Source organism: Ruminococcus sp. OM04-4AA, assembly GCF_003462585.1.
Classification (GTDB): domain Bacteria; phylum Bacillota; class Clostridia; order Lachnospirales; family Lachnospiraceae; genus Mediterraneibacter; species Mediterraneibacter faecis.
Genome location: NZ_QTZH01000042.1, coordinates 1 through 23,318, shown reverse-complemented (window position 1 = coordinate 23,318; position 23,318 = coordinate 1). Strand labels below are relative to the sequence as shown.

Annotated in this window: 24 protein-coding genes; 22 read left to right on the top strand and 2 right to left on the bottom strand. The window is 39.5% G+C overall.

Going from position 1 to position 23,318, the window contains the following annotated elements; all coding sequences use genetic code 11:
- The first annotated feature begins 338 nt into the window (after window positions 1-338).
- The 19 genes from dnaA to DXB52_RS11470 all read left to right on the top strand — a co-directional run bounded on the left by dnaA (window position 339) and on the right by DXB52_RS11470 (window position 19,415).
- Complete coding sequence (gene dnaA / locus DXB52_RS11555; RefSeq protein WP_015527671.1) at window positions 339-1,709, top strand: chromosomal replication initiator protein DnaA; 1,371 nt, start codon at window positions 339-341, stop codon at window positions 1,707-1,709.
- Window positions 1,710-2,064: 355 nt separating this feature from the next.
- Window positions 2,065-3,174, top strand: a complete 1,110-nt coding sequence (gene dnaN / locus DXB52_RS11550) for a DNA polymerase III subunit beta (protein ID WP_015527670.1) — start codon at window positions 2,065-2,067, stop codon at window positions 3,172-3,174.
- A gap of 158 nt (window positions 3,175-3,332) precedes the next feature.
- Window positions 3,333-3,548, top strand: a complete 216-nt coding sequence (locus tag DXB52_RS11545) for an RNA-binding S4 domain-containing protein (RefSeq protein WP_015527669.1) — start codon at window positions 3,333-3,335, stop codon at window positions 3,546-3,548.
- A 69-nt stretch (window positions 3,549-3,617) separates the two neighbouring features.
- Window positions 3,618-4,709 carry a DNA replication/repair protein RecF gene (recF, locus tag DXB52_RS11540; RefSeq protein WP_117498418.1) on the top strand — a complete coding sequence of 364 codons (1,092 nt, stop codon included), beginning with the start codon at window positions 3,618-3,620 and terminating at the stop codon, window positions 4,707-4,709.
- Between the two features lie 11 nt (window positions 4,710-4,720).
- Window positions 4,721-6,655, top strand: coding sequence for a DNA topoisomerase (ATP-hydrolyzing) subunit B (gyrB, locus tag DXB52_RS11535; RefSeq protein WP_117498419.1), 1,935 nt, complete (start codon window positions 4,721-4,723; stop codon window positions 6,653-6,655).
- A gap of 252 nt (window positions 6,656-6,907) precedes the next feature.
- Complete coding sequence (gene gyrA, locus DXB52_RS11530) at window positions 6,908-9,457, top strand: DNA gyrase subunit A (protein WP_117861333.1); 2,550 nt, start codon at window positions 6,908-6,910, stop codon at window positions 9,455-9,457.
- Between the two features lie 349 nt (window positions 9,458-9,806).
- Window positions 9,807-10,016, top strand: coding sequence for a pro-sigmaK processing inhibitor BofA family protein (locus DXB52_RS11525; RefSeq protein WP_117541713.1), 210 nt, complete (start codon window positions 9,807-9,809; stop codon window positions 10,014-10,016).
- A 121-nt stretch (window positions 10,017-10,137) separates the two neighbouring features.
- Window positions 10,138-11,265 (top strand): P-loop NTPase family protein, encoded by a 1,128-nt coding sequence (locus DXB52_RS11520; RefSeq protein ID WP_117541715.1) that lies wholly within the window; start codon window positions 10,138-10,140, stop codon window positions 11,263-11,265.
- Window positions 11,266-11,267: 2 nt separating this feature from the next.
- Window positions 11,268-12,482 carry a CpaF family protein gene (locus DXB52_RS11515; RefSeq protein ID WP_118107414.1) on the top strand — a complete coding sequence of 405 codons (1,215 nt, stop codon included), beginning with the start codon at window positions 11,268-11,270 and terminating at the stop codon, window positions 12,480-12,482.
- Window positions 12,430-13,185: a type II secretion system F family protein gene (locus DXB52_RS11510; RefSeq protein WP_118107412.1), complete on the top strand. Its 756-nt coding sequence runs from the start codon at window positions 12,430-12,432 to the stop codon at window positions 13,183-13,185. The genes DXB52_RS11515 and DXB52_RS11510 overlap by 53 nt, the downstream gene beginning before the upstream one ends.
- The gene (locus DXB52_RS11505; RefSeq protein ID WP_252255926.1) at window positions 13,175-14,446 is read left to right on the top strand and encodes a type II secretion system F family protein; all 1,272 of its coding nucleotides are present in this window, start codon (window positions 13,175-13,177) and stop codon (window positions 14,444-14,446) included. The genes DXB52_RS11510 and DXB52_RS11505 overlap by 11 nt, the downstream gene beginning before the upstream one ends.
- A 30-nt stretch (window positions 14,447-14,476) precedes the next feature.
- Window positions 14,477-14,656, top strand: coding sequence for a Flp1 family type IVb pilin (locus DXB52_RS11500; RefSeq protein WP_015527661.1), 180 nt, complete (start codon window positions 14,477-14,479; stop codon window positions 14,654-14,656).
- Window positions 14,657-14,690: 34 nt separating this feature from the next.
- Window positions 14,691-16,118 (top strand): DUF5702 domain-containing protein, encoded by a 1,428-nt coding sequence (locus DXB52_RS11495; RefSeq protein WP_147343368.1) that lies wholly within the window; start codon window positions 14,691-14,693, stop codon window positions 16,116-16,118.
- Between the two features lie 124 nt (window positions 16,119-16,242).
- Window positions 16,243-16,665, top strand: coding sequence for a hypothetical protein (locus DXB52_RS17245; RefSeq protein WP_472520116.1), 423 nt, complete (start codon window positions 16,243-16,245; stop codon window positions 16,663-16,665).
- Window positions 16,662-17,039, top strand: coding sequence for a hypothetical protein (locus DXB52_RS17240; RefSeq protein ID WP_472520115.1), 378 nt, complete (start codon window positions 16,662-16,664; stop codon window positions 17,037-17,039). Before DXB52_RS17245 ends, DXB52_RS17240 begins: the two co-directional genes overlap by 4 nt.
- Window positions 17,027-17,503: a prepilin peptidase gene (locus tag DXB52_RS11485; RefSeq protein WP_118107408.1), complete on the top strand. Its 477-nt coding sequence runs from the start codon at window positions 17,027-17,029 to the stop codon at window positions 17,501-17,503. The genes DXB52_RS17240 and DXB52_RS11485 overlap by 13 nt, the downstream gene beginning before the upstream one ends.
- Window positions 17,490-17,888, top strand: coding sequence for a TadE family protein (locus tag DXB52_RS11480; protein ID WP_118107406.1), 399 nt, complete (start codon window positions 17,490-17,492; stop codon window positions 17,886-17,888). The genes DXB52_RS11485 and DXB52_RS11480 overlap by 14 nt, the downstream gene beginning before the upstream one ends.
- Window positions 17,876-18,724, top strand: a complete 849-nt coding sequence (locus DXB52_RS11475) for a DUF6382 domain-containing protein (protein WP_118107404.1) — start codon at window positions 17,876-17,878, stop codon at window positions 18,722-18,724. Before DXB52_RS11480 ends, DXB52_RS11475 begins: the two co-directional genes overlap by 13 nt.
- Before the next feature lie 70 nt (window positions 18,725-18,794).
- Window positions 18,795-19,415, top strand: a complete 621-nt coding sequence (locus DXB52_RS11470; protein ID WP_117498435.1) for a rhomboid family intramembrane serine protease — start codon at window positions 18,795-18,797, stop codon at window positions 19,413-19,415.
- Window positions 19,416-19,419: 4 nt separating this feature from the next.
- On the opposite strand, the gene DXB52_RS11465 is transcribed toward DXB52_RS11470, so the two are convergent.
- Window positions 19,420-20,163, bottom strand: a complete 744-nt coding sequence (locus DXB52_RS11465; RefSeq protein WP_015527655.1) for a sensor histidine kinase — start codon at window positions 20,161-20,163, stop codon at window positions 19,420-19,422.
- A 186-nt stretch (window positions 20,164-20,349) separates the two neighbouring features.
- On the opposite strand from DXB52_RS11465, the gene DXB52_RS11460 reads away from it, so the two are divergent.
- Window positions 20,350-20,757, top strand: a complete 408-nt coding sequence (locus DXB52_RS11460; RefSeq protein ID WP_117916727.1) for an HIT family protein — start codon at window positions 20,350-20,352, stop codon at window positions 20,755-20,757.
- Between the two features lie 38 nt (window positions 20,758-20,795).
- On the top strand, window positions 20,796-21,335 hold the full coding sequence (locus DXB52_RS11455; RefSeq protein ID WP_472520114.1) for an RNA polymerase sigma factor: 540 nt from the start codon (window positions 20,796-20,798) through the stop codon (window positions 21,333-21,335).
- A 130-nt stretch (window positions 21,336-21,465) separates the two neighbouring features.
- Here the strand turns inward: DXB52_RS11455 and DXB52_RS11450 are convergent, their stop codons facing one another.
- Window positions 21,466-22,533, bottom strand: coding sequence for an undecaprenyldiphospho-muramoylpentapeptide beta-N-acetylglucosaminyltransferase (locus tag DXB52_RS11450; protein WP_117541730.1), 1,068 nt, complete (start codon window positions 22,531-22,533; stop codon window positions 21,466-21,468).
- A gap of 141 nt (window positions 22,534-22,674) precedes the next feature.
- Here DXB52_RS11450 and DXB52_RS11445 point away from each other — a divergent pair.
- Window positions 22,675-23,318: hypothetical protein (locus tag DXB52_RS11445; RefSeq protein ID WP_147343367.1), on the top strand; the 644-nt coding region annotated here is incomplete at its 3' end.

Below are 23,318 nucleotides of genomic sequence, written 5' to 3'. Positions count from 1 at the left end.
TTTTTTATTCATAAAAAAACCATATTTATCAACGTTTTAAGATGTTGATAAAGTTATACACACTGTTTTTCCATTGATTCTACAGCTTTTTTGATGTAGAATGTAATGGAGAGACTCTACCATTTTTAGAGTTATCCACATTATTTTAGTACGAAGTTAATAAAAAGTGGCTGTTTTTCACTTTTTTAACAAACAGTTGCTGAAAACATTGTATTTGGGTAGGGGGAAGTCTGCCCTAAAAGCCATAATCAGGAGTTGAATGTGGATAAGTCCTGAATTATTTGCGCTGGATTTTCAACCTTTCCATTATAATTTTAAAAAATTAGGAGTTACTATCGATGAACATTGTAGAACAAAACTGGGATCAGGTACTAAACAAGATGAAGCTGGAATATTGCTCATCCAATATTTCTTATACTACATGGATTGCACCACTTACTGTTTATGAAGTCAAGGACAATACCGTATATATTCTCGTCAAACTGAAGGCGAGTCTTGAACATATTCAAGATAAATATCTGCTTCCTTTTAAGGTCTGCATCGCCGAAGTAACCGGTACAGAATATGAAGTGGAATTTGTAACCGACAGCCCGAAAGTTATTAAGGAAAAGAAAGAATCTTCCGTCCAGAAGACCCGTGTAAATGCGATTTATGAAAAGGCAAACTTAAATCCAAAGTACACGTTCGACACATTTGTCGTTGGAAGCAACAACAATTTCGCTCACGCTGCTTCCCTCGCAGTTGCCGAATCTCCGGGAGAGATCTACAACCCTCTCTTCTTATATGGAGGTGTTGGACTTGGAAAGACCCATTTGATGCACTCCGTGGCACATTACATTTTGGAACATGATCCCTCCAAAAAAGTACTGTATGTCACAAGTGAAACTTTTACGAATGAACTGATCGATGCTCTTAAAGTAGGTAAGAACGGAAATGAATTGGCAATGACCACATTCCGCGAGAAATATCGCAATAATGACGTTCTTCTGATCGACGATATTCAGTTTATTATAGGAAAAGAAAGTACACAGGAAGAATTTTTCCATACATTTAATCACCTTCATGTGTCAGGAAAACAGATTATCATCTCCAGTGATAAGCCTCCGAAGGACATTGAGACACTGGAAGCCAGACTTCGCACACGTTTTGAGTGGGGTCTGATTGCTGACATCTCCTCTCCTGACTATGAGACAAGAATGGCGATTCTTCGTAAGAAAGAAGAACTCGACGGACTTGAGAAATATCATATTCCGGATGAGGTTATGCAGTACATTGCCAATAATATTAAATCCAATATCCGTGAGCTTGAAGGATCTTTGAATAAACTGATCGCTCTTTCTAATCTGGAGAATAAACCGATCGACATTCCTTTGGCTGCTGAGGCCTTGAAGGATATGATCTCACCGGATGATACCCGTGCAGTTTCACCAGAACTGATCATGGATGTAGTTTCTGAACACTTTAATGTACCGGTAACTGAACTAAAAGGTAAAAAACGAAACGCTGAGATCGTTCTTCCACGCCAGATTGTCATGTATCTGTGCAGAAATATGACCGATACACCACTAAAATCCATTGGTGCCCTGCTCGGTGGTAAAGATCATGCTTCCATTAGCCATGGTGTACGCAAAATTGAGAATGATCTGAAGACAGATGAAGCTTTAAACAACACTGTGAATATAATTAAGAAGAAAATCAATCCTGTATAAGGAAGATAACTCTATAAAATGTGAATAACTTGTCAGTTTTTCGCGTTAATTGTGGATAACTTTGTAGAAAACCTGTAGATTTCTATGTGAATAACGTTGGGATAACAAAAATGTGGATTTTTTGCCAAATTTTTTTCCCCACAGTTTCAACACGTTATTTTTCTGTAATCTACATAGTTATCCAAACCCGCAAACCCTTGATTTTAAAGGGCTGCAGGTACTTATCCACTTATCCACACCCCCTAAGGCGGAGGAGACGGAATCGATTTATATAAATATACATAAATTACGCGAGGAAAAAACGTTATCCACATATCAACTGTAACCTTGAAACCTGAAAGGAGTAATCATCAACATGAGAATCATATGCAAAAAATCGAATCTCGTAAAAGGAGTCAGTATTGTTTCCAAGGCAGTACCCTCTAAAACAACAATGCCTATTCTTGAATGTATTCTGATTGATGCAACAACGGATGTAATCAAACTGACTGCCAATGATATGGAACTTGGAATTGAAACTACAATTGATGGAATTATTGATTCCAGAGGTATTATTGCATTAAATGCAAAGATTTTTTCAGAAATTGTCCGTAAACTTCCAGACAATGATGTTGTTATTGAAACAGAATCTGACAATCAGGCAATTATTACTTGCGAAAAAGCGAAATTTAATATCGCAGCCCAGTCAGGAGATGATTTTTCTTATCTTCCGGCGATTGAGCGTGAAGATTTTATTACTATTTCCGAGTTTACTTTGAAAGAAGTTGTTCGCCAGACTATTTTTTCAATTGCTGACAATGATACGAACAAGATGATGACAGGAGAACTTTTTGAGATTGACAATGATGTTCTCAGAGTGGTTTCTCTTGATGGTCACAGAATTTCAATCCGGAAAATCGAACTGAAAGATGCTTATCAGCCGAGAAAAGTAATTGTTCCTGGAAAAACTCTTCAGGAAATCAGCAAGATTATTGGCGGTGAAGCGGATGCTGAAGTTGAGATTTCGTTTACAAAAAATCATATTGTTTTTGAATTTGACAGAACATTGGTTGTTTCCAGACTGATTGAAGGTGAATATTTCCGAATTGATCAGATGCTGTCCAGTGATTATGAGACAAGAGTACATGTGAATAAAAAAGAACTGTTAGATTGTATTGATCGTGCAACTCTGCTTATCAAAGAGGGAGACAAAAAGCCGATTATCATTGACATCAAGAATGAATCAATGGAGTTGAAGATCAAATCACAGATTGGATCTATGGATGAACTGATTTTCTGTACAAAAGACGGAAAAGATCTGATGATTGGATTTAATCCAAAGTTTTTGATCGATGCACTTCGTGTGATTGAAGATGAAGAAGTAGACTTGTATTTTATGAATGCAAAAGCACCTTGCTTTATCAAAGACGAGAATCAGTCTTACATTTATCTGATTCTTCCAGTCAATTTTAATGCAGCTGTCTAAACTCAGAAAATAATGGATTATGCGGAGCAGACGCCCTGCTCTGCAATTTTTTGACTTTTCAAAATCTAGAAAATTAAAAGTTTAAAAATATTTAAAAAGTTTAAACGAAAAATAAAGATCAAAAACACTGATAAAAATTAATTAAGGAGTGATAAGAAATGGAAATAATCAAACTGCGCCCTCAGGATGAATTCATTAAACTCGGTCAGGCGCTCAAGGCAGCCGGGTTAGTTGAAAGTGGTGTTGAGGCTAAGGACGTAATTCAGAACGGGCTTGTTCTTGTAAACGGAGAAATTGATACGAGACGCGGAAGAAAGCTTTATCCGGGCGATACAGCTTCTTTTGATGGAAATGAAATAAAAATTGAAAAATAATTAAAAAACGTGTAGAATAACATGTGAGAGGTTTTCTCGCTCGTGTTATAACGTGATGGCGGGGAAATTATGATAATCAAGTCTTTAAAGCTGAAAAATTACAGAAATTATGATTTATTAGATTTGACCTTTGATCCGAAAACAAATATTTTGTACGGTGACAATGCTCAAGGAAAGACAAACATACTGGAAGCATTGTATTTGTCTGGAACGACGAAATCTCACAGAGGAACGAAGGATCGGGATATGATACAGTTTGGGCATGATGAATCCCATCTGGAGACAGTAGTTGAGAAAAAGGGAATCATTTTCCAGATCGATATGCACCTGAAGAAAAACAGTCCGAAGGGAATTGCAATCGATAAGGTACCGATTCGCCGTGCAAGTGAGTTATTCGGTATTGTCCATTTTGTTTTCTTTTCTCCGGAGGATCTTAATATTATCAAAGAGGGTCCGGCAGGAAGAAGAAGATTTATTGATCTTGAGCTTTCCCAGCTTGATAAGATCTATCTGAATAATCTTTCGAACTATAACCGTATTATTAACCAGCGTAATTCACTTTTGAAGGATATCTATGGCTCGAACCAGCAGCATTTGCTGGAGACACTGGATATCTGGGATATGCAGCTGGCTGCTTATGGAACAAAGGTTTTGGAAAGAAGAAAAGAATTTGTACGACAGGTGAATGAGATTATTTCAGAGATTCATTTCCGTCTGACAGGCGGGAAAGAACAGCTGTCATTGACTTATGAATCAAGTATTGGTGAGATGTCGATGGAGCAGGCTCTGAAGAAAAACAGGGAGAGGGATCTGCGGATGAAAAGTACGTCTGTAGGTCCTCATAGAGATGATCTGTGTTTCCTGTCAGGAGATTTGGATATTAGAAAATTTGGTTCTCAGGGACAGCAAAGAACAGCTGCGCTGTCGCTGAAATTAGCTGAGATTGAACTGGTGAAGCGGATCATTGGGGATACGCCGATCCTGTTATTAGACGATGTTTTGTCTGAATTAGATAAAAACAGGCAAAACTATTTACTGGATAGTATTCATGATATACAGACGGTGATTACTTGTACGGGACTGGATGAGTTTGTAAATCATAGATTTTCTATCAACAAGATATTCCATGTGAAAAGTGGACATGTAGCAAAAGAAAACTAGGAGGTTTAAGAATGGGTGCATCAGGTACAGAATTTGACGCTGAATACGGAGCGGACCAGATTCAGATTTTGGAAGGATTGGAAGCCGTAAGAAAAAGACCGGGTATGTACATTGGCAGCACTTCCGTCAGAGGACTTCATCATCTGGTTTATGAGATTGTAGATAATGCGGTGGATGAGGCTCTGGCCGGATATTGTGATAAAATTCAGGTAGACATTAACAAAGACAATTCGATAACGGTCACAGACAATGGGCGTGGAATTCCTGTAGGAATCAACCATAAGGCAGGACTTCCTGCAGTTGAGGTTGTTTTTACAATCCTGCATGCCGGTGGTAAATTCGGCGGTGGAGGGTACAAGGTATCCGGAGGATTGCACGGAGTAGGTGCATCTGTTGTTAATGCTCTTTCTGAGTGGCTGGAAGTAGAGATTGCCAACGAAGGCAAGATTTATAAACAGCGTTATGAGCGTGGTAAAGTATGCTATAAACTCAGAGTTGACAGAGAATGTGAGCCGGAGCTGAGAGGAACAAAGGTTACTTTCCTTCCGGATAAGGAAATCTTTGAGGAAACAGTATTTGATTATAATACACTGAAACAGCGTTTCCGTGAGATGGCATTCCTGACAAAGGGATTGAAGATTCACTTAAGAGATCTTCGTGAGGAAGAGATCCATGAGCATATATTCCACTATGAAGGTGGTATTAAAGAATTTGTAACATACCTGAACAAGAGTAAAACTGCGCTCTATGAGCAGATTATTTACTGTGAAGGTATGAAAGATAATGTTGCAGTTGAGGTTGCTATGCAGCATAATGACTCCTACAATGAGACTACTTACGGTTTTGTAAATAATATTACAACGCCGGAGGGTGGTACTCATATTGCGGGATTCAGAAGTGCATTGACTAAGGTATTCAACGATTATGGCAAGAAAAATAAGCTGCTGAAAGAGAATGAGCAGCTTTCAGGAGAGGATATCCGTGAGGGACTGACTGCGATTGTCAGTGTCAAGATTGAGGATCCTCAGTTTGAAGGACAGACAAAGCAGAAACTTGGAAACAGTGAAGCACGTGGAGCTGTTGATAATATCGTCAGAACACAGCTGGAGATCTTCCTGGAGCAGAATCCAAGTGTTGCAAAGATGATCATCGAAAAGTCTGTTATGGCACAGCGTGCCCGTGAAGCAGCCAGAAAAGCAAGAGATCTTACAAGAAGAAAGTCAGCTCTTGAGGGAATGTCCCTTCCGGGAAAACTGGCAGACTGTTCAGATAAAGATCCGTCCAAGTGTGAGATCTATATTGTCGAGGGAGATTCCGCCGGCGGTTCTGCAAAGACAGCCAGAGACCGTGCAACTCAGGCAATCCTGCCACTTCGTGGTAAGATTCTGAACGTAGAGAAAGCACGTCTTGATAAGATTTACGGAAATGCTGAGATTAAGGCAATGATCACAGCATTCGGAACGGGAATTCACGAAGATTTTGATATCAGTAAGCTGAGATATCACAAGATCATTATCATGACCGATGCCGATGTCGATGGAGCGCACATCAGTACACTTCTTTTGACATTTTTGTATCGTTTCATGCCGGATCTGATCAAAGAGGGATATGTATATCTTGCGCAGCCACCACTGTATAAACTGGAGAAGAACAAGAAGGTATGGTATGCATACAGCGATGACGAACTGAACCAGATTCTTACAGAAGTTGGTCGTGACAGCAACAATAAGATCCAGCGTTACAAAGGTCTTGGAGAGATGGATGCAGAGCAGCTTTGGGAGACAACTATGGATCCGGAGCACAGAATCCTCCTGCGCGTAACAATGGATGATGAGACCTCTTCTGAGCTTGATCTTACTTTCACAACCCTTATGGGAGACAAAGTAGAACCAAGAAGAGAATTCATCGAAGAAAATGCAAAGTATGTACAAAACCTGGATATCTAGTAGTTATAGCGACACAACAGGCAACTTCGGGCAGGGCTGATTCGAGTTTACTCGAAAGCAGACCTGGACGTAGTTGTCTGGGTTGGCATTAGAAATGCAACCCAGCTCAAAAATCGTCAGATTTTTGAGCTGGTGTAGAGCGTAAAAACGCGAAACCCAGTCAGATTTTTGAGCTGGTGTGAAGCGTGAAAATGCGAAATCCAGTCAGATTTTGAATATGATAGACTGACCCTAGAAAAAAGGAGACAAGTGATGGAAGACAATATTTTTGACAAAGTCCATGAAGTCGATCTGAAAAAGACGATGGAGACTTCATACATCGACTATGCCATGAGCGTAATCGCTGCCCGTGCTCTTCCGGATGTTAGAGACGGACTTAAGCCGGTACAGAGACGAATTCTGTACTCAATGATAGAATTAAATAATGGACCGGACAAACCGCATCGTAAATGTGCGCGTATTGTCGGTGATACGATGGGAAAATACCATCCTCATGGAGACAGCTCGATTTATGGAGCTCTCGTTAATCTTGCACAGGAGTGGTCTACACGTTATCCCCTTGTAGATGGACACGGAAACTTTGGTTCAGTGGACGGTGATGGCGCTGCTGCAATGCGTTACACAGAGGCACGTCTGAGTAAGATCTCTATGGAGATGACAGCGGACATTAACAAAAATACCGTAGATTTTATCCCGAACTTTGATGAAACAGAGAAGGAGCCTACTGTACTTCCGTCCAGATTTCCGAATCTTCTGGTAAATGGAACATCAGGTATCGCAGTAGGTATGGCAACGAATATCCCGCCGCATAATCTGCGTGAGGTTATTTCAGCAGTTGTTCAGATCATAGATGATCAGATTGCAGATAAAGAAGAGACGACAATCGAGGAAATCCTTGAAATCGTGAAGGGACCAGATTTCCCTACAGGTGCGGAGATTCTTGGTACAAGAGGAATTGAAGAGGCATACAGAACAGGACGCGGTAAGATCAGAGTGCGTGCGGTGACAAACATTGAGCCAATGCAGAACGGAAAGAACAGAATTATTGTTACTGAGCTTCCGTATATGGTAAATAAAGCACGTCTGATCGAAAAGATCGCTGAGCTTGTAAGAGATAAAAAGATTGATGGAATCACTGATTTAAGTGACCAGTCTAACCGTGAAGGTATGAGAATCTGTATTGAGCTTCGTCGTGATGTGAATCCGAATGTAATTCTGAATCAGTTATATAAACATACACAGCTTCAGGATACATTTGGTGTGATCATGCTGGCGCTCGTTGATAATCAGCCGAAGGTTATGAATCTTCTTGAGATGTTGCAGTACTATCTGCGTCATCAGGAAGATGTTGTGACAAGAAGAACACAGTATGACCTGAATAAAGCACAGGAGAGAGCTCATATCCTGGAAGGATTACTGATTGCTCTGGATAACATTGACGAAGTCATCCGCATCATCCGTGGTTCTAAGAATGTTCAGGAAGCAAAAGCAGAATTGATCAAACGCTTTGGACTCAGTGATGTCCAGGCACAGGCAATCGTAGACATGCGTCTGCGTGCACTCACAGGTTTGGAACGTGAGAAGATTGAAGCTGAATATGCAGAGCTTATGAAGAAGATTGAAGAGTATAAAGCAATTCTTGCTGATAAAAAACTTCTTCTTGGTGTGATCAAAAAAGAGATTCTTGTAATTGCTGAGAAATACGGTGATGACAGAAGAACTAAGATTGGATTTGATGAATTTGACATCTCCATGGAAGATCTGATTCCACGCGAGAATGTCGTAATTACAATGACAAAACTTGGATATATCAAGAGAATGTCTATGGACACATTCAAGAGCCAGAATCGTGGTGGTAAAGGTATTAAGGGAATGCAGACACTGGAGGATGATTACATCCGGGAACTGTTTATTACAACCAGTCACCATTACATTATGTTCTTTACGAACACAGGCCGTGTCTACAGACTGAAAGCTTACGAGATTCCGGAGGCAGGAAGAACTGCACGTGGAACAGCAATCATTAACCTACTCCAGCTGATGCCGGAAGAGAAGATTACTGCGATCATTCCGCTTCGTGAGTATGAGGAAGGCAAGTATCTGTTCATGGCAACGGAGAAAGGTCTTGTGAAGAAGACTCCGATTCAGGATTATGCAAATGTCAGAAAGACAGGACTTGCGGCGATCGTACTGCGTGAGGATGATAAGCTGATCGAGGTTAAGATCACAGATAATACAGAGGATATTTTCCTCGTTACAAAATACGGTATGTGTATCCGTTTCAATGAGACAGATGTACGTTCCACAGGCCGTGTTTCTATGGGTGTACGCGGTATGAACCTGACAGATAATGACGTTGTGATCGGTATGCAGATCGCAAGCCAGGGCAAAGATATGCTGATCGTATCTGAGCGTGGTATGGGTAAACGTACAGACATGGATGAATTTACTCGTCAGAATCGTGGCGGTAAAGGTGTGAAATGTTATAAGATCACAGAGAAGACAGGAAATGTTGTCGGAATGAAAGCTGTAGATGAAGACAGTGAGATCATGATCATCAACACAGAGGGAATTATTATCCGTATGAAGTGTTCTGATATCTCTGTTTACGGCAGAATCACATCAGGTGTAAAACTGATCAACCTGAAGGAAAATGACACTGTAGCGAGCGTTGCGAAGGTGAGAAAGGCTTCTGCCGAGATCGACGGTGAAGAAGTTGAGATTTCTGATGAAGATGAGTCTGAAAAATCAGAGGAAGGATCAGTTTCTGAGACAACTGAGCAGGAAACAACAGAGGAATAAAGTTGTTATGTTTTACAGAAGATTGTAAGCTGTCCTGAAAAATAAAAAGATAAGAGAAAGTGGATGGAGTTTACTTGATTACAGTGAACTTTATCCGCTTTCTTTTTTGAGTATAAAGAATTGAAAATGGAATCAAAAGGAATAAAAAAGAGACGGAAAAAATAAAATAAATCAAGGTAACTGTTCAGAGCTAACCTCCAAAATGCTACGCATTTCGTCGGTGTGGCGTATCCGCCAAATAAAATTTCAAAAATAGTCTTAAAAATGCAAGCATTTTATACCTGTTTTTTGAAATTTTGCTTGGCTCTGAACAGTTACAAATCAAGAAAAAACAGATTGGAAGAGTGAAATGAAAAAGAAAACAGGATACTTTTTTCTCAAGTTTTTTGTACGGGCAACCATAGGAATGGCGTTGATTTTTATAATAAACCAATATGTTCTTCCAGCAGATTCTTCAATTAATGTCGGTTTGAATCCGATGACCTTTTTGACATCCGGAACCCTTGGAATTCCTGGGGTTTGTCTTCTTTATAGCATTACATGGTATCAATTTTTGTGAGTTTTTTACAAAAACATTATATTTTTAATTTTGGTATGGACAAAACAGAAGTGCCCGTATATAATCTCACTTACCAACAGAAAATCATCTGTTGTAGCATCAGTGAATTGGGGAATTACTGATGTATCTTTTGCATCGAAGTGTTGGACCTTCGGTACAATTTCTTTATTCAGGCTGTATGATCGCAGCAAAGTTTCGAATTATGACAATTGAGCAAAGAGCAGTAAGAGGAACTGCTGAGAATTTTGTGATTTGTGATACACAAAAGAGTTATTCAGAAAATCTGTTCAGAAGATTATCTGAGAAATTATCCGGTTATTTTCAGTTTCATGTATTTCATGATATTGAGAATCTGAAAATAGCAGCCAAGAGTATGCAGGTAAATATTCTGCTGATCGGAGAAGAGTATGGAAAAGAAGACCGGGATGAGATTCCGGCAAGACAGAAGTATCTTCTGATCGGAGAGAAGATTCCGAACGAGAGAAGTCCCACAGAGATTCCATTCTTCCGGTATCAGAGTATCAGCAGTATGCTGGAACTTTTACTTCAGGAAAAAGTTCAGGAAAATTCAGAAGTACAGACGCATCAAATCCAACTTGTTTCAGACAGATCGCAGACAGTGAAAGCAAATGTAAATGGTCTGATCGGGATCTATTCACCGGTTCATCGAATCGGGAAGACAAGGTTTGCCATGCGTATGGGACGAGTTCTTTCAGAATCGATTCCTACGTTGTATCTGAATCTGGAAGGGTATTCAGGATTAAATTATTACCTGCCGGAAGAATCCGGAATGAATCTTGGAGATCTGCTGTATTACATGAAGCAGGAAAGTATCAATCCGGTATGGAAGATCAGTACTTTGATCAGCCATATGAATGGGGTGGATTATATCGCACCGATCCGGGCAGAACAAGATTTCAGAGAAGTGACAAAAGAAGAATGGAATCAACTTTTGGATCTGATTCTGGAGAAGAGTATTTACAAAGTGATCATTCTTGATTTGGGAGATACGGTAGATGGTCTGTATGATCTGTTGGGAAGATGCAGCAAAATTTATACGCCTTACATTGAGGAAGGTGCAGCAAAGGCAAAACTCAATCAGTACGAAGAGAATCTTAGATCAGCAGGATATGGCGAGATTCTTAAGAAGACGGTAAGACGCAGAATGGGAAAGCCAAGAAATCCTGTTGCTTTAGAAGCATCTGCAAGTAAAATTACGGAATTTCCGGACGGAGAAAGGAAGTCGTAAGGATGATTAGAAAAGAGCAGCTGTATGAACAGATCCTGGAACAAATTGACCTTACGAAGGAAACGGATGATGAAGAACTGCAGGAGCTGATCCGCACAGTATTGGATGAGGCAGCAGATGAAGAATATATTCCGTTGAGTGATAAGATCAGAATCGGGCGTGAGTTATTCAACTCTTTTCGTAAACTGGATGTTCTGCAGGAGCTTCTTGAAGATGATTCGATTACAGAGATTATGGTAAATGGAATCGACCATATCTTTTATGAGAAAGAAGGAAGAATTTTCCGGTCTAAGAAGTGTTTTTTGTCTCAGGAGAGATTACTGGATGTAATTCAACAGATTGTAGGCGAATCGAACCGTTATGTAAATGAGGCCTCTCCGATTGTGGATGCAAGGCTGAAGGATGGATCTCGAGTAAATGTTGTATTGAATCCGGTTGCTGTGAATGGACCAATCCTTACAATCCGAAAGTTTCCATCGGAAGCAATTACGATGGAACAGCTGATTTGTATAGGCAGCGTAACTGATGAAGCTGCTAACTTTTTGAAAAAGCTGGTAGCAGCAAAATATAATATTTTTGTCAGTGGCGGAACAGGAGCAGGAAAGACAACTTTTCTGAATGCGTTGTCGAACTATATACCAAAAGGAGAACGCCTGATCACGATTGAGGATAATGCAGAGTTACAGATTCAGGGAGTTCAGAATCTGGTGCGCTTAGAAGCACGCGGACCGAATGCAGAAGGAGAAGGGGCTGTAACCATCAGAGATTTGATTAAGTCAGCACTTCGTATGAGACCGGATCGAATTGTTGTAGGAGAAGTAAGAGGAGAAGAGACGGTAGATATGATCTCTTCAGCAATGTTGAATGGTCACAGTGGTTCAATGTCAACAGGACATGCCAATAATCCAACAGATATGTTACACAGACTGGAAACAATGATGCTGATGGGGATTGATCTTCCGTTACAGGCAATTCAAAGACAAGTTGCATCGGCACTTGATATTATCATTCATCTTGGAAGACTTCGAGATAAGACAAGAAAGGTTTTGCAGATTGTAGAAGTGGAAGGTTATGAAGATGGAAGGATCCAGACAAAGGTTCTTTATGAATTTAAGGAGGAGGGGATGAAGAATGGAAAGATACAGGGATGCCTTATGAAGAAAAATGAAATCACGAATAAAGAAAAACTCCTGGCTGCAGGATATCACACCGTCTGAATATACTGTCGGAATCATAAAATGTACGGTGAGATTTCTTCTGATTTTGTATTTGTTTTATGAATCAATACTTCCGGCAATTCTGTTGTTCCCGTTATGGTTCTTATACATGAAAGAGTGGATGGAAGAGAAAGCAATCGGAAAAGAACAGGAATTCAGAAGTCAGTTCAGAGATAGTATCCAGACAATGGCAGGGGCACTTAAGGCAGGATATTCTGTAGAGAATGCAATCAGGGAAACAAATCGTGATCTGATCGGAATGTATGATGCGAATACAAGGATTCGAAAAGAATATGGTCAGATGGTAAGGAAGCTGGATCTGAATCTGTCAGTTGTAACTGTATTGAATGAATTTGCGGCTGAAGTAAAGCAGGAGGATGTGACGAATTTTATTACAGTTTATGCAGCAGCTAAGGTCAGTGGTGGGGATTCAATTGCGATTATCAGAGATGCGGCTAGAACAATCGGAGAGAAGATTGATACAGAACGTGAGATACAGACCATGCTGGCTGCGAAAAAGCTGGAATTTGAAATCATGAGCGTAATCCCATTTATAATGATTCTCTACATGAAGATGACATTTGGTGAATTCTTAAGTGTCCTGTATGGTACATGGACCGGATGTATCGTAATGAGCATTTGTCTTGTGCTTTATCTTGGAGCATACAGGTTTGGAAGGAGGTTGCTACAGATTGAGATTTAAAAAGAAGTGGAAAAAAGTACTTCAGCCTGACAAAGGAAAATATGGAATCTATAAAAAGGCCGGAATCGTTCTTTTATTGTCAATCGTAATGTTTAGTGCAGTGTATGTCACAGATAATCATCGTCAATTAGCACAGGATGAAAATGGAAACCGGATTTTGGAAAGAAAAGGACAGGGAGAAGGAAAAAAGACAGAAAACATCCAGATGGAGACAGGCGAGTGGAAAGAGAAAATAAAGGTTCAGATTTCGGAAAAGAAGTATGCAAAAGAAGAGATTGGAGAACAGCTTTCTAAGGCGGCAGAAGAACTTCCAACGCAGATCCTTGGTGAAAACAAAAGTCTGGATGAGGTCAGGTCAGACCTGAATCTTATTATGGAAATTCCACATACGGGAATCAGCGTGTCATGGGAACTTGATAACTATGAGGTTATGAACAGCAGAGGTGTTTTAAAGCAGGAGAAGCTGACGGAAGAAGGAACACTCGTCAAATTAACCGCTGTCCTTCGATATGATGAGGAAAAAATGTCCTGTGAATTTTATGCACACCTGTTTTCCACACCGTTGTCAAAGAAGGAGGGGATTCTGAAAAAGATATCCCAGGAAGTAGAAAAAGCAGATCAGGAACAGCGGGAAAAGGATTACTTGATATTGCCAGATCAGGTAGATGGAAGAAAATTATCATGGAAGCCTGTGAAGGAAATGAGAGCATTTGGAATTCTTTTACTTGGCGGAGTGATGATTGTATTCCAATTTACGGCAGAGAAACAAAAGCAGAAAGAACAACGAAAGAAAGAAATCAGACAGATGCAGTTTGATTATCCGCAGTTGATCAATAAATTCAGTCTGTATATAGGGGCAGGAATGACAGTGAGAAGAGCCTGGATCCAAATTGTAAAAGAATATGACAAAGAGAAACACTATCTTGGAGAAAGAACAGTGTATGAAGAGATGAGATATACAATGAATGAACTGAAGAATGGAAGACCGGAAAGTGAATGCTACGAGGCATTTGGAAGGAGGTGCGAGAGTCCGGTTTACCGAAAGTTCGGAATGCTTTTAAGTCAGAATTTAAGAAAAGGAACCAGGGGACTGATGAATCTGTTACAAAGAGAGGCGCAGGAAGCTTTTGAGGAACGGAAAAATATGGCAAAGAAACTTGGTGAAGAGGCAGGAACAAAGTTGATGATACCGTTGTTTCTTATGTTGGCAGTCGTGTTCGTGATCGTGACTGTTCCAGCGTTTTTGACGATTCAGATTTGAGAAAAAAGAGAGAAAAGAAGGAGATACAAGATGAGAAAATTATTGGTAAGAAAAAATAAAGATAAGAAATATGTTGCTGCGATCACAACAATTGAACTGGTTTTAATTCTGGTTATATTAATTGCGCTTCTGCTGATTTTTAAAGAACAGTTGATTAGTTTGATCACTACGATTTTTGAGAAAGTGACATCAGAAAGCTCTGGCATATAGCATGCGGTCCGTAAAAGGCGAAATTACTGTATTTTTGAGTTTATCATTTACTTTGTTACTTTCATTTATCTTTGGAATTCTAGAGTCTGCTGTGATTCAAGGATCAAAAAATCTCAGCAGAATTGACACAGATCGGGCAATCTATTCCGTTTTCGGAGAATATCATCAGGAACTTATGGAACAATTTCATGTTTTTGGAATTGATCTTGGTTACAGGACAGGAAATTATGAAGAAGAAAATCTGATCCAGCGTTTGCATTATTACAATTCGGGTTCTACAGATCATCAAATCAAGGGAATTCAGTATTTGACAGATCAATCCGGACAGGCATTTCGAGAACAGGTGCTGGCTTATATGGAACAAAGGTATGGAATGGATCTGGTAAAAAAGTTTACCGGGACAACAGAGAAATGGGAACAGACAGAGACAGAAGAATCTGATATGGAGAAGAAAACAGATGAAATGACAGATGCAATGGAACAGGTGAATGACAGTCTTGATGCATCCGGCAGTCAAACGGAAGGAGAAGACGTGGAAGAAAGTCCAAGTCTGCCAGATGAGGAGAATCCGTTTCGTATTATGCAAAAGATAAAAAAAGAAGGAATTCTTTCTGTTGTAATTCCGAAAGGAAAAAAAGTGTCTGAAAAGAGTGTTCATTTGTCGGGGCAGGCATCAAAGAGAACTTTGAAAAAAGGATATGGGACATTCCCAACAAGAAAAGGACTTGATCAGACAACGGAGAAACTTCTGTACAACGAATATCTTCTCAAAACATTCGGCTATGCATTTCGGCAGGATTCAGAACCATCAGAAGGAACGGATGAGAGTGGAGAGAAGGAATGGCAGTCTGACCGGTCGGATGCTTTAGCATACGAACTGGAATATATTCTACAAGGAAAAGGATCAGATAAAGAAAATTTGGAATCCGTGTTATTTCGTCTTTTTCTTCTGAGAATATCGGGAAATTATGGCTGTCTGGCAAAGGATATGGGACGAGTGGCAGAGGCAGAAGCGCTGGCTGTGACAATATCTGCACTACTACTGATGCCTGAAGCGGTAGAAGCTTTGAAACAGATGATACTTGTTGCGTGGGCAGGAGGAGAAAGTGTTATGGATCTTCGTTGTCTTTTGGATGGAAGAAAAGTTCCACTGGTAAAAAGTGCAGATAAATGGGTTGTTTCTCTGTCACAGCTGCCACTTCTTCTGACAGATGGTGGAAGTGTAAGGGGGAATGATTCCGGAGAAGGAGTCGGATATTCCGATTATATCAGGATGTTTCTCTTTTTGAAATCAGTGCCGGAAATTACAATGCGGACTTTAGATTGTGTAGAAGAGTCATTCCATTCCAAACATATTTTATTTCAGGCAGATCAATGTGTGACTAAATTAGAAATACAGAATAAGATAATCGTTTATAAAAATCTAAGTTACCAATATCCGGTTTATTTCGGATATGAATGAAGCCAGAATTACCCCCGGTGCAGATGCCCTTTCAGACCTTCTTTTGTACACCCCAAAACGTACACTCAGAATCCTGCAATCCCTCTTGCAGGAAACCCACACACTTTAGAAAGGAAAAGCTGCGATGTCAAATAAACAGGTAAAAAATACCAGTCCAACAAGAGAAAGGGCATCTGCACCGGGGGTAAGAGCAAGTGTAACAATAGAAGCTGCATTTGCAGTTCCCCTCTTCATATTTGCAGTATTAAGTTTGATTTTTTTAATTGAAATCCAGAGTATACGAGGCTGTATCCATGCAGCAGGAAGTGATGCAGCCAAACAGGCAGCAGAGTCAACGGCTGTCCTTCCTGTATTGAATACAATTCAATTAAAATCAAATCTGGTGAATCTGATTGGAGAAGAAAGAATTGAGAGAAGTATTCTGAATGGTGGTACATCAGCGATCAGTTGCTGGAAGTCTTATTGGATTCCGGGAACAGAAGAGATAAATGTTGTTATCGAGTACAAGATAAAGATTCCGGTTCCATTACTGAAAAGTCCTCGGTGAAGTTGAAAGATGAGTTTAAAGTCAGTGCATGGAATGGTTATCAAAAAGATAGAAAGGAAAATGAAGACGGACAGATTGTCTATATCACAGAAAAAGGAACAGTGTGGCATTCGGATTATCAGTGCAGCTATCTTCAATTATCTATTCAATATGTTCAATACTCAGAATTACAAAATATGAGAAATGAAGGTGGAGGAAAATACCATAAGTGTGAGCAATGTGTTTATGGACAGGCAATGAATGGTGTATATATTACCAGTTATGGAAACCGGTATCACAACTCATTGAATTGCAGTTCTCTGAAGAGAACAATACGTGCAGTTCATAAAAGCGAAGTAGCAGGAAGAGGAGGATGTTCTAAATGTGCAAAATAATGAATGTATTCGGGCAAAATGGAAGGGAAAATCTATGGATGTTTTTTCAAGCTGTTATAGCGATGTATCTGTTGATTTTGTCTGTGATAGATATTCGTTGGAAGAAAGTAAGTGTAAGAAGTCTTTTGATTTTGCTTGCGATTACAGTTTTATGTCAGGTACTATGCAGCAAAGGAGAACTCAGGATGATGGTAGCCGGCGGATTGTGTGGAGGAGTATTTCTCTTTTTAAGTTGGTTCACACAAGAGTCGTTTGGTTACGGAGATAGCATATTGATTCTGATCCTTGGAATTTTATCTGGTGGATGGAATCTTCTTTGGATTCTGTTTGCTGCATTTCTGATTGCATCTGTTTACGGAGGGATTATGATCGCACGAAAGAAGTATACAAGAAAAAATTCATTTCCGTTTATTCCATTTCTGACAGTTGCTTATCTGGGAGGCATGATTGGTGGAGTTTACTGAAAAATATACGAAAAAAAACGTGAAAGGAAGTACAGTGGTAGAGATGTCTTACCTTATTCCTTTTTGCTTAATTTTATTTTTTCTGCTCATCACGATCATTTTTTACTTTCATGATAAGGCAATTTTAAACGCAGCGGCAGCGGAAACGGCTGTGACAGGAGTTGAAATGGACAGGAAAAAGATAGAAGATGTAGATATGGATGCTTTTTTCCAAGAAAGGACGAGTGGAAAATTGATTTTTCTGGAAAATATAACAACCAGAGTTGATCTATCTGGGAAGAAAATAGAGGTAGAAGTTTTTGCATCAAAAGGACGAATGAAGATTCATCTGATACAACGTGCAACGAAGGTGAAACCAGAAGAAAAAGTCAGATGGAAAAAATAGACTTCTGTAAAGCTGAAAAAGTGAAGGGAGAAGAAAATCAGATGGAAGAAAAAAAGATAAATCAGCAGAGCAGAGTGGCAGAGTCTGAAATCATAATAGACAGCGCACAACCGTATCGGGAGAATTATCAGATGCGGATGCTTAAGAATAATCGGATTCCCGGATTATTGAGAGTAAGTGGATGTGGAATGGAAGGCGCAAGTAGATATTATTATCATACAGGACATTCACAGTCGTTGGAAACGTATTATAAAAATAAAGATATCAAAGCAGAAGAGATATTAAAACTGACAAGACAATTTCTCAGTGTTATGGAAAAAATGAAAGATTATATGTTAGAACCAAATTATCTGATGCTTTCAGAAAAATATATTTTTGAAAAGGATGAAAACTATTTTTTCTGTTTTTTCCCAGAGAATGAGAAGACCTGGCAGGTGTCTTATCATGAGCTGACGGAATATTTTGTAAAGAAAGTTGATTATCAGGATCTGGAGAGTATTCAACTTGCCTGCATGCTTCACAAAGAAACGCTAAAAGAAACCTATGATCTGGAAAGCATACTGCAGCAGTATGAGGAAGAAGCAAAAAACAGGAAAAAAAAGTCCAAAGAAGAGAAGATCAGAGAAGAAAGTAAGAGAGAAAAAGACAGAATAGAAATGGAAGAAAATCAAAACATTGAGGTACAGGAAAACAGCTATTATAGCAAGTCGAGAGAGAATTATGCAGTGATGGAAGAAAAGAGATATGGTCCGATCAAGAAATTTGCAAAACGATTTAAGTCTGGAAAATGGGGAGAATGGGACGATCTGATAACAGAAGCCGATGACTATGAATGATATATGGGATGTGGTATAGTATACACAGATTCAAAAACATATCATAGAAGTCAAAAGGGAGTCAGGAAGAATGAAAGAGAGACCAAAAGAAATAATGACGATCACGTTGATAGGAATCAATATTCTAGTGTTTATTGTTCTTACTATGATCGGACGGACTGAGGATGGTTATTTTATGTTGCAGCATGGAGCAATGTATGAACCATATATTATAGAAAATCAGGAATACTATCGGCTGTTTACCAGTCTTTTTCTGCATTTTGGAATCTCACATTTATTAAATAACATGGTGCTTTTGTGGGCTCTTGGATCGATTTTTGAAAAAGAGGCCGGTAAAATTCGATTTTTGTTCTGTTATTTTATCAGTGGAATAGGCGGTAATCTGCTGTCTTTATACTGGAATACCATGCACGACAGACAGATTGTATCTGCCGGGGCATCGGGAGCAATTTTCGGACTAATGGGAGGGTTGTTTTGGATTGTATTTGCAAACAGGGGAAGGCTCGGAACGCTGTCAGGAAGAGGCATACTGATTATGGTTGTACTGAGTCTCTATTTTGGATTTACCAGTACAGGCGTAGATAATCTGGCTCACGTAGGCGGATTGATTTGCGGTTTCCTGACAGCGCTGCTAACCTATCGAAGAAAAAATCAAAAGATCCTAACGGTATCTGATATTAACGATATCTGATAGTTTACGCAGGAAGTGTGATCGATACGATTGTTCCATTGGTATGGTCAGATGTAATGTCGATCGTTCCATTATGTGCTTCAATGATTCTTTTGGAAACTGCGAGACCAAGGCCGGTACCGTTTTCTTTTGTTGTAAAGAATGGTTCATAAAGCTTATCAACAATTTCCGTTGGAATACCACAGCCGTTATCTTGGCATTGAATCAGAATTTTATCGTCAAGTTTCTTTGCACGAAACTGCAGACGTGGGGCATACTTACAATCGGCAAGAGCGTCTTTGGCATTTGTAAGTATGTTTAAGAAGACTTCCTCTAATTTGGTGCGATCACCATTGAACCTTTTTATATTCTTATCAATACTGGAAGTCATCTCAATCTTTGATTTCTCAAAGTTGAGAGACATGGCGAACAGAACAGCAGAGTTGCGAAGAACATGTCCAAGAGGAAAGGAAGCACGGTTTAACTGGTTTCCGTTGTTGAGTTCTGTCAGATCATCCAGTAAATCACACATATGTCTGGCGCCATCCATGCATTCTTCCCAGACACAGGAACCTTTGGCAGTTTCAGCATAAAGAGAGCTCATTAATTGCATAGAAGAATAAAGAACCGTCATAGGGTTGCGGATCTCATGCGCAATTGTAGCAACAGCAGCATCATGGTTCTTCAGAAGCTGGGTGATAATCTCTTTTGCATCTTTGTTTGTTTCCATCAGGTGGTTCATTTTTTCAAGATCGATATTTGTTAACATAATACTTACTCCTAATAGTTAGATTTTCTTGAGTTCGGTAAGAGTGTAGCACCACCGAAAACAGCATTCAATAAAAATCATTCGACTATTTTCGACCTTTTTCGACCTGGTGTCTGAAAAATGTATTCTCTTTTTCTGAAAAATGGTCTATACTACAGATAAAATAAAATGGAAAGAGGAAAGATCATGAGAGATGATAATTGTATTTTCTGTAAAATAGCAAATGGAGAGATTCCATCAGCAACATTATATGAGGATGAGGAGTTCAGAGTAATTCTGGATCTTGGACCGGCATCAAAAGGACATGCGCTGATCCTTCCGAAGAATCATTACCGCAATCTGTATGATATTGACGAGGTAACAGCTTCAAAAGCAATCTGTCTGGCGAAAAAGATGATTACAAAGATGACGGATGTACTTGGATGTGATGGTTATAATATCGTTCAGAACAACGAAGAGGCAGCTGGACAGACGGTATTCCATTTCCATATGCACTTAATCCCAAGATATAAGAATGACAATGTAGGTCTCGGATGGCATATGGGAGAACTTACAGAAGAAGATAAGAAAGAAATACTTGAAAAATTAAAGTAGTACTGGAGAAGATATGTTAACGGAAAATCGCGAATTCAATGAGATTTATGAACAATATAAAAAATCTCATTCTAAAAGCGGCATACACTTATTCAGGCAGTTATAGTGCAGCGGAAGATATTACTCAAGACACTTTTCTGAAACTGTATATGGGATATGACAGCATGAAGAAGAAAAATATTTCTTCATGGCTGTTTACAACGGCAAAAAATGCGGCATTAAATTACAAGAAAAAGCATAGCCGGGAGATTTTCGAGATTGATGAGAATTGGGACAGTGAAGAGGATACCGAGAAATATGAAGCACAGGTAAAAAGTGCAGAGGAACAGTTTCTGGAAGATGAGCTTCAGAAACAAAGGTTAGAGCTTCATGAAAAGATTTTCACCAATTTGATGGAAAAGAATGAAAGATGGTACGATGCTATTGTCCTTGTATATTACATGGAGATGCCTCAGGCAAAAGCAGCAGAATTAATGGGCATTCGACTTGAAGTGCTTCATAGCCTTCTGCACAGAGCAAAGAAATGGATTAAGAAAAAGTACGGAACGGAGTACGAAGAAATGAACCGGGAAGACTAAGAGCAAAACCAAATGTTTACTGTTCAATGTACAAAGAAAAAGTGTATAAGGAACAGTGGTGCCGATAGTTTCCCGGTATCTTTTTGAATACTGTAGTTTTATGAAGACGGTTGCCAGTAGATGAACTACATTATTTTGTGGCAGCTTCCTCAATGAGGCCGATAATAGTAGCAATTGGATCCTGTTGCCCAGAATTGTGCATTGCATTTATGAACTGCTCACGGTTTTCGTACAGGTTATGAACTGCATCCAAAAGCGTTGCATTCGTAAGCTGTTCTTCCTCGATTACAAGACTGAATCCCTGACGCTCGAAAGAGTGTGCGTTAAGAATCTGATCGCCACGACTTGCACGGGCAGAAAGCGGAATCAGAAGATTCGGTTTTCTAAGAGCAAGCAGTTCACAGATTGCATTCGCACCGGCACGTGAGATAACAACATCTGCAAGAGCAAAGAGATCACGCAGTTCGTTTTTGATATATTCAAACTGGCAGTAGCCTTTGATTTCTTTCAGAGAATCATCAACCTTTCCTTTTCCGCAGAGATGGATGATCTGGAACTGTTTCAGCAGTTCAGGAAGGGCAGCACGTACAGCCTCGTTGACAGCTACAGCACCAAGACTTCCGCCGATTACGAGAATGACAGGTTTTTCATCTGTAAAGCCACACATCTTTCTGGCGGCATCCTTATCACCAGTAAGAAGTTCCTGACGAATCGGAGAACCGGTAAGAACAGCTTTTCCTTCCGGAAGAGCATCTAACGTCTCCGGGAAGTTACAGCAGACTTTGACAGCAGATGGAATTGCAAGTTTATTTGCCAGGCCAGGTGTCATATCAGACTCATGAATAATGACCGGAACTTTGCATCGCTTTCCAGCAAGAACAACTGGAACCGAAACAAAGCCGCCTTTAGAAAAAATAACATCAGGCTTTAAGCTTTTGATTAACTTACGGGCTTCACCAAAGCCTTTGATCACACGGAATGGATCTGTGAAATTCTGCAGACTGAAATAACGGCGCAGCTTTCCAGAAGAAATTCCATGATATGGAATTCCAAAAGGTTCAATCAGTTCCTTTTCAATTCCATTGTAAGAACCTATGTATTGAATATCATAGCCTAATTCTCTAAGCTTTGGAATCAGGGCTATATTCGGAGTGACATGTCCGGCAGTACCGCCGCCGGTCAATATAATTCGCTTCATAAATTAACCTCCAGATTTAGTGTAGAGTGCTACTGTTCGAAGTAAATTGAGAACACTAGCCTTATAGCATCATATTACCCTTATTTGAAAAAATGTCAAGAAAAACGGGACACACAAACTGGAGAGAATAAGGTGAAGAAAATGAAAAAACTGAAAAAATTATCATTGGAAAATGAAATGAAAAAAGAAGCTGAACAGATTGAAAAGAAAGTCCGAGAGGATAGATCTCTGGATGACATTAAAGTGTCCGATGAGATGGAAAAAGAGCTTTTCAATAAGATTCAGGATTACGAATACGACAAAAGGCATAAAAAAGTCATCCGCAAAAAGAAGAAAAGCAAGCTTGTAATCGGAGCACTGGCAGCAGTGCTGATTTTGGTGTGCGGAAGTGTGATGACCAGCGTGGGGAGTAAGTCGTATTGGAAAGTTCTGTGGGAACGAGATAATGGGGATGAGAACTCTAATATTATCAATGTTGAGGATATGGAGACGAAGGAAACAGAGGATGGTGATGAGTTGAAGGCTGATAAAGAAATTACAAAAGTAATGGGAGTATCTTTGGTGAAACTCGAACATAAACCAAAAGGCATGGTATTAACAAGGTATGCAGTAGATGGAGATCAAAGAAAGGCAACATTATTTTATAAATATGAAAACGAAATTATCCGATACACAATGTATATGAATTCTAAAGATTCTTCTTTGGGACAGAAAGCAGTTGATAAATTGTTAAATGAGTATATTGTGATGAATGGAGAAAAAGAAATTAGTGTAAAAGAATATGA

Coding starts and splice junctions, on each gene's coding strand:
- DXB52_RS11475 (WP_118107404.1), top strand. CDS start 17,876: ATGGAAAAAATAGACTTCTGTAAAGCTGAAAAAGTGAAGGGAGAAGAA.
- DXB52_RS11525 (WP_117541713.1), top strand. CDS start 9,807: ATGAAAAAGAAAACAGGATACTTTTTTCTCAAGTTTTTTGTACGGGCA.
- dnaA (WP_015527671.1), top strand. CDS start 339: ATGAACATTGTAGAACAAAACTGGGATCAGGTACTAAACAAGATGAAG.
- DXB52_RS11500 (WP_015527661.1), top strand. CDS start 14,477: ATGAGAAAATTATTGGTAAGAAAAAATAAAGATAAGAAATATGTTGCT.
- DXB52_RS11470 (WP_117498435.1), top strand. CDS start 18,795: ATGAAAGAGAGACCAAAAGAAATAATGACGATCACGTTGATAGGAATC.
- DXB52_RS11460 (WP_117916727.1), top strand. CDS start 20,350: ATGAGAGATGATAATTGTATTTTCTGTAAAATAGCAAATGGAGAGATT.
- DXB52_RS11465 (WP_015527655.1), bottom strand. CDS start 20,163: ATGTTAACAAATATCGATCTTGAAAAAATGAACCACCTGATGGAAACA.
- DXB52_RS11520 (WP_117541715.1), top strand. CDS start 10,138: ATGTATCTTTTGCATCGAAGTGTTGGACCTTCGGTACAATTTCTTTAT.
- DXB52_RS11515 (WP_118107414.1), top strand. CDS start 11,268: ATGATTAGAAAAGAGCAGCTGTATGAACAGATCCTGGAACAAATTGAC.
- DXB52_RS17245 (WP_472520116.1), top strand. CDS start 16,243: ATGTCAAATAAACAGGTAAAAAATACCAGTCCAACAAGAGAAAGGGCA.
- DXB52_RS11485 (WP_118107408.1), top strand. CDS start 17,027: ATGTGCAAAATAATGAATGTATTCGGGCAAAATGGAAGGGAAAATCTA.
- DXB52_RS11545 (WP_015527669.1), top strand. CDS start 3,333: ATGGAAATAATCAAACTGCGCCCTCAGGATGAATTCATTAAACTCGGT.
- DXB52_RS11450 (WP_117541730.1), bottom strand. CDS start 22,533: ATGAAGCGAATTATATTGACCGGCGGCGGTACTGCCGGACATGTCACT.
- dnaN (WP_015527670.1), top strand. CDS start 2,065: ATGAGAATCATATGCAAAAAATCGAATCTCGTAAAAGGAGTCAGTATT.
- DXB52_RS11510 (WP_118107412.1), top strand. CDS start 12,430: ATGAAATCACGAATAAAGAAAAACTCCTGGCTGCAGGATATCACACCG.
- gyrB (WP_117498419.1), top strand. CDS start 4,721: ATGGGTGCATCAGGTACAGAATTTGACGCTGAATACGGAGCGGACCAG.
- recF (WP_117498418.1), top strand. CDS start 3,618: ATGATAATCAAGTCTTTAAAGCTGAAAAATTACAGAAATTATGATTTA.
- DXB52_RS11455 (WP_472520114.1), top strand. CDS start 20,796: ATGAGATTTATGAACAATATAAAAAATCTCATTCTAAAAGCGGCATAC.
- gyrA (WP_117861333.1), top strand. CDS start 6,908: ATGGAAGACAATATTTTTGACAAAGTCCATGAAGTCGATCTGAAAAAG.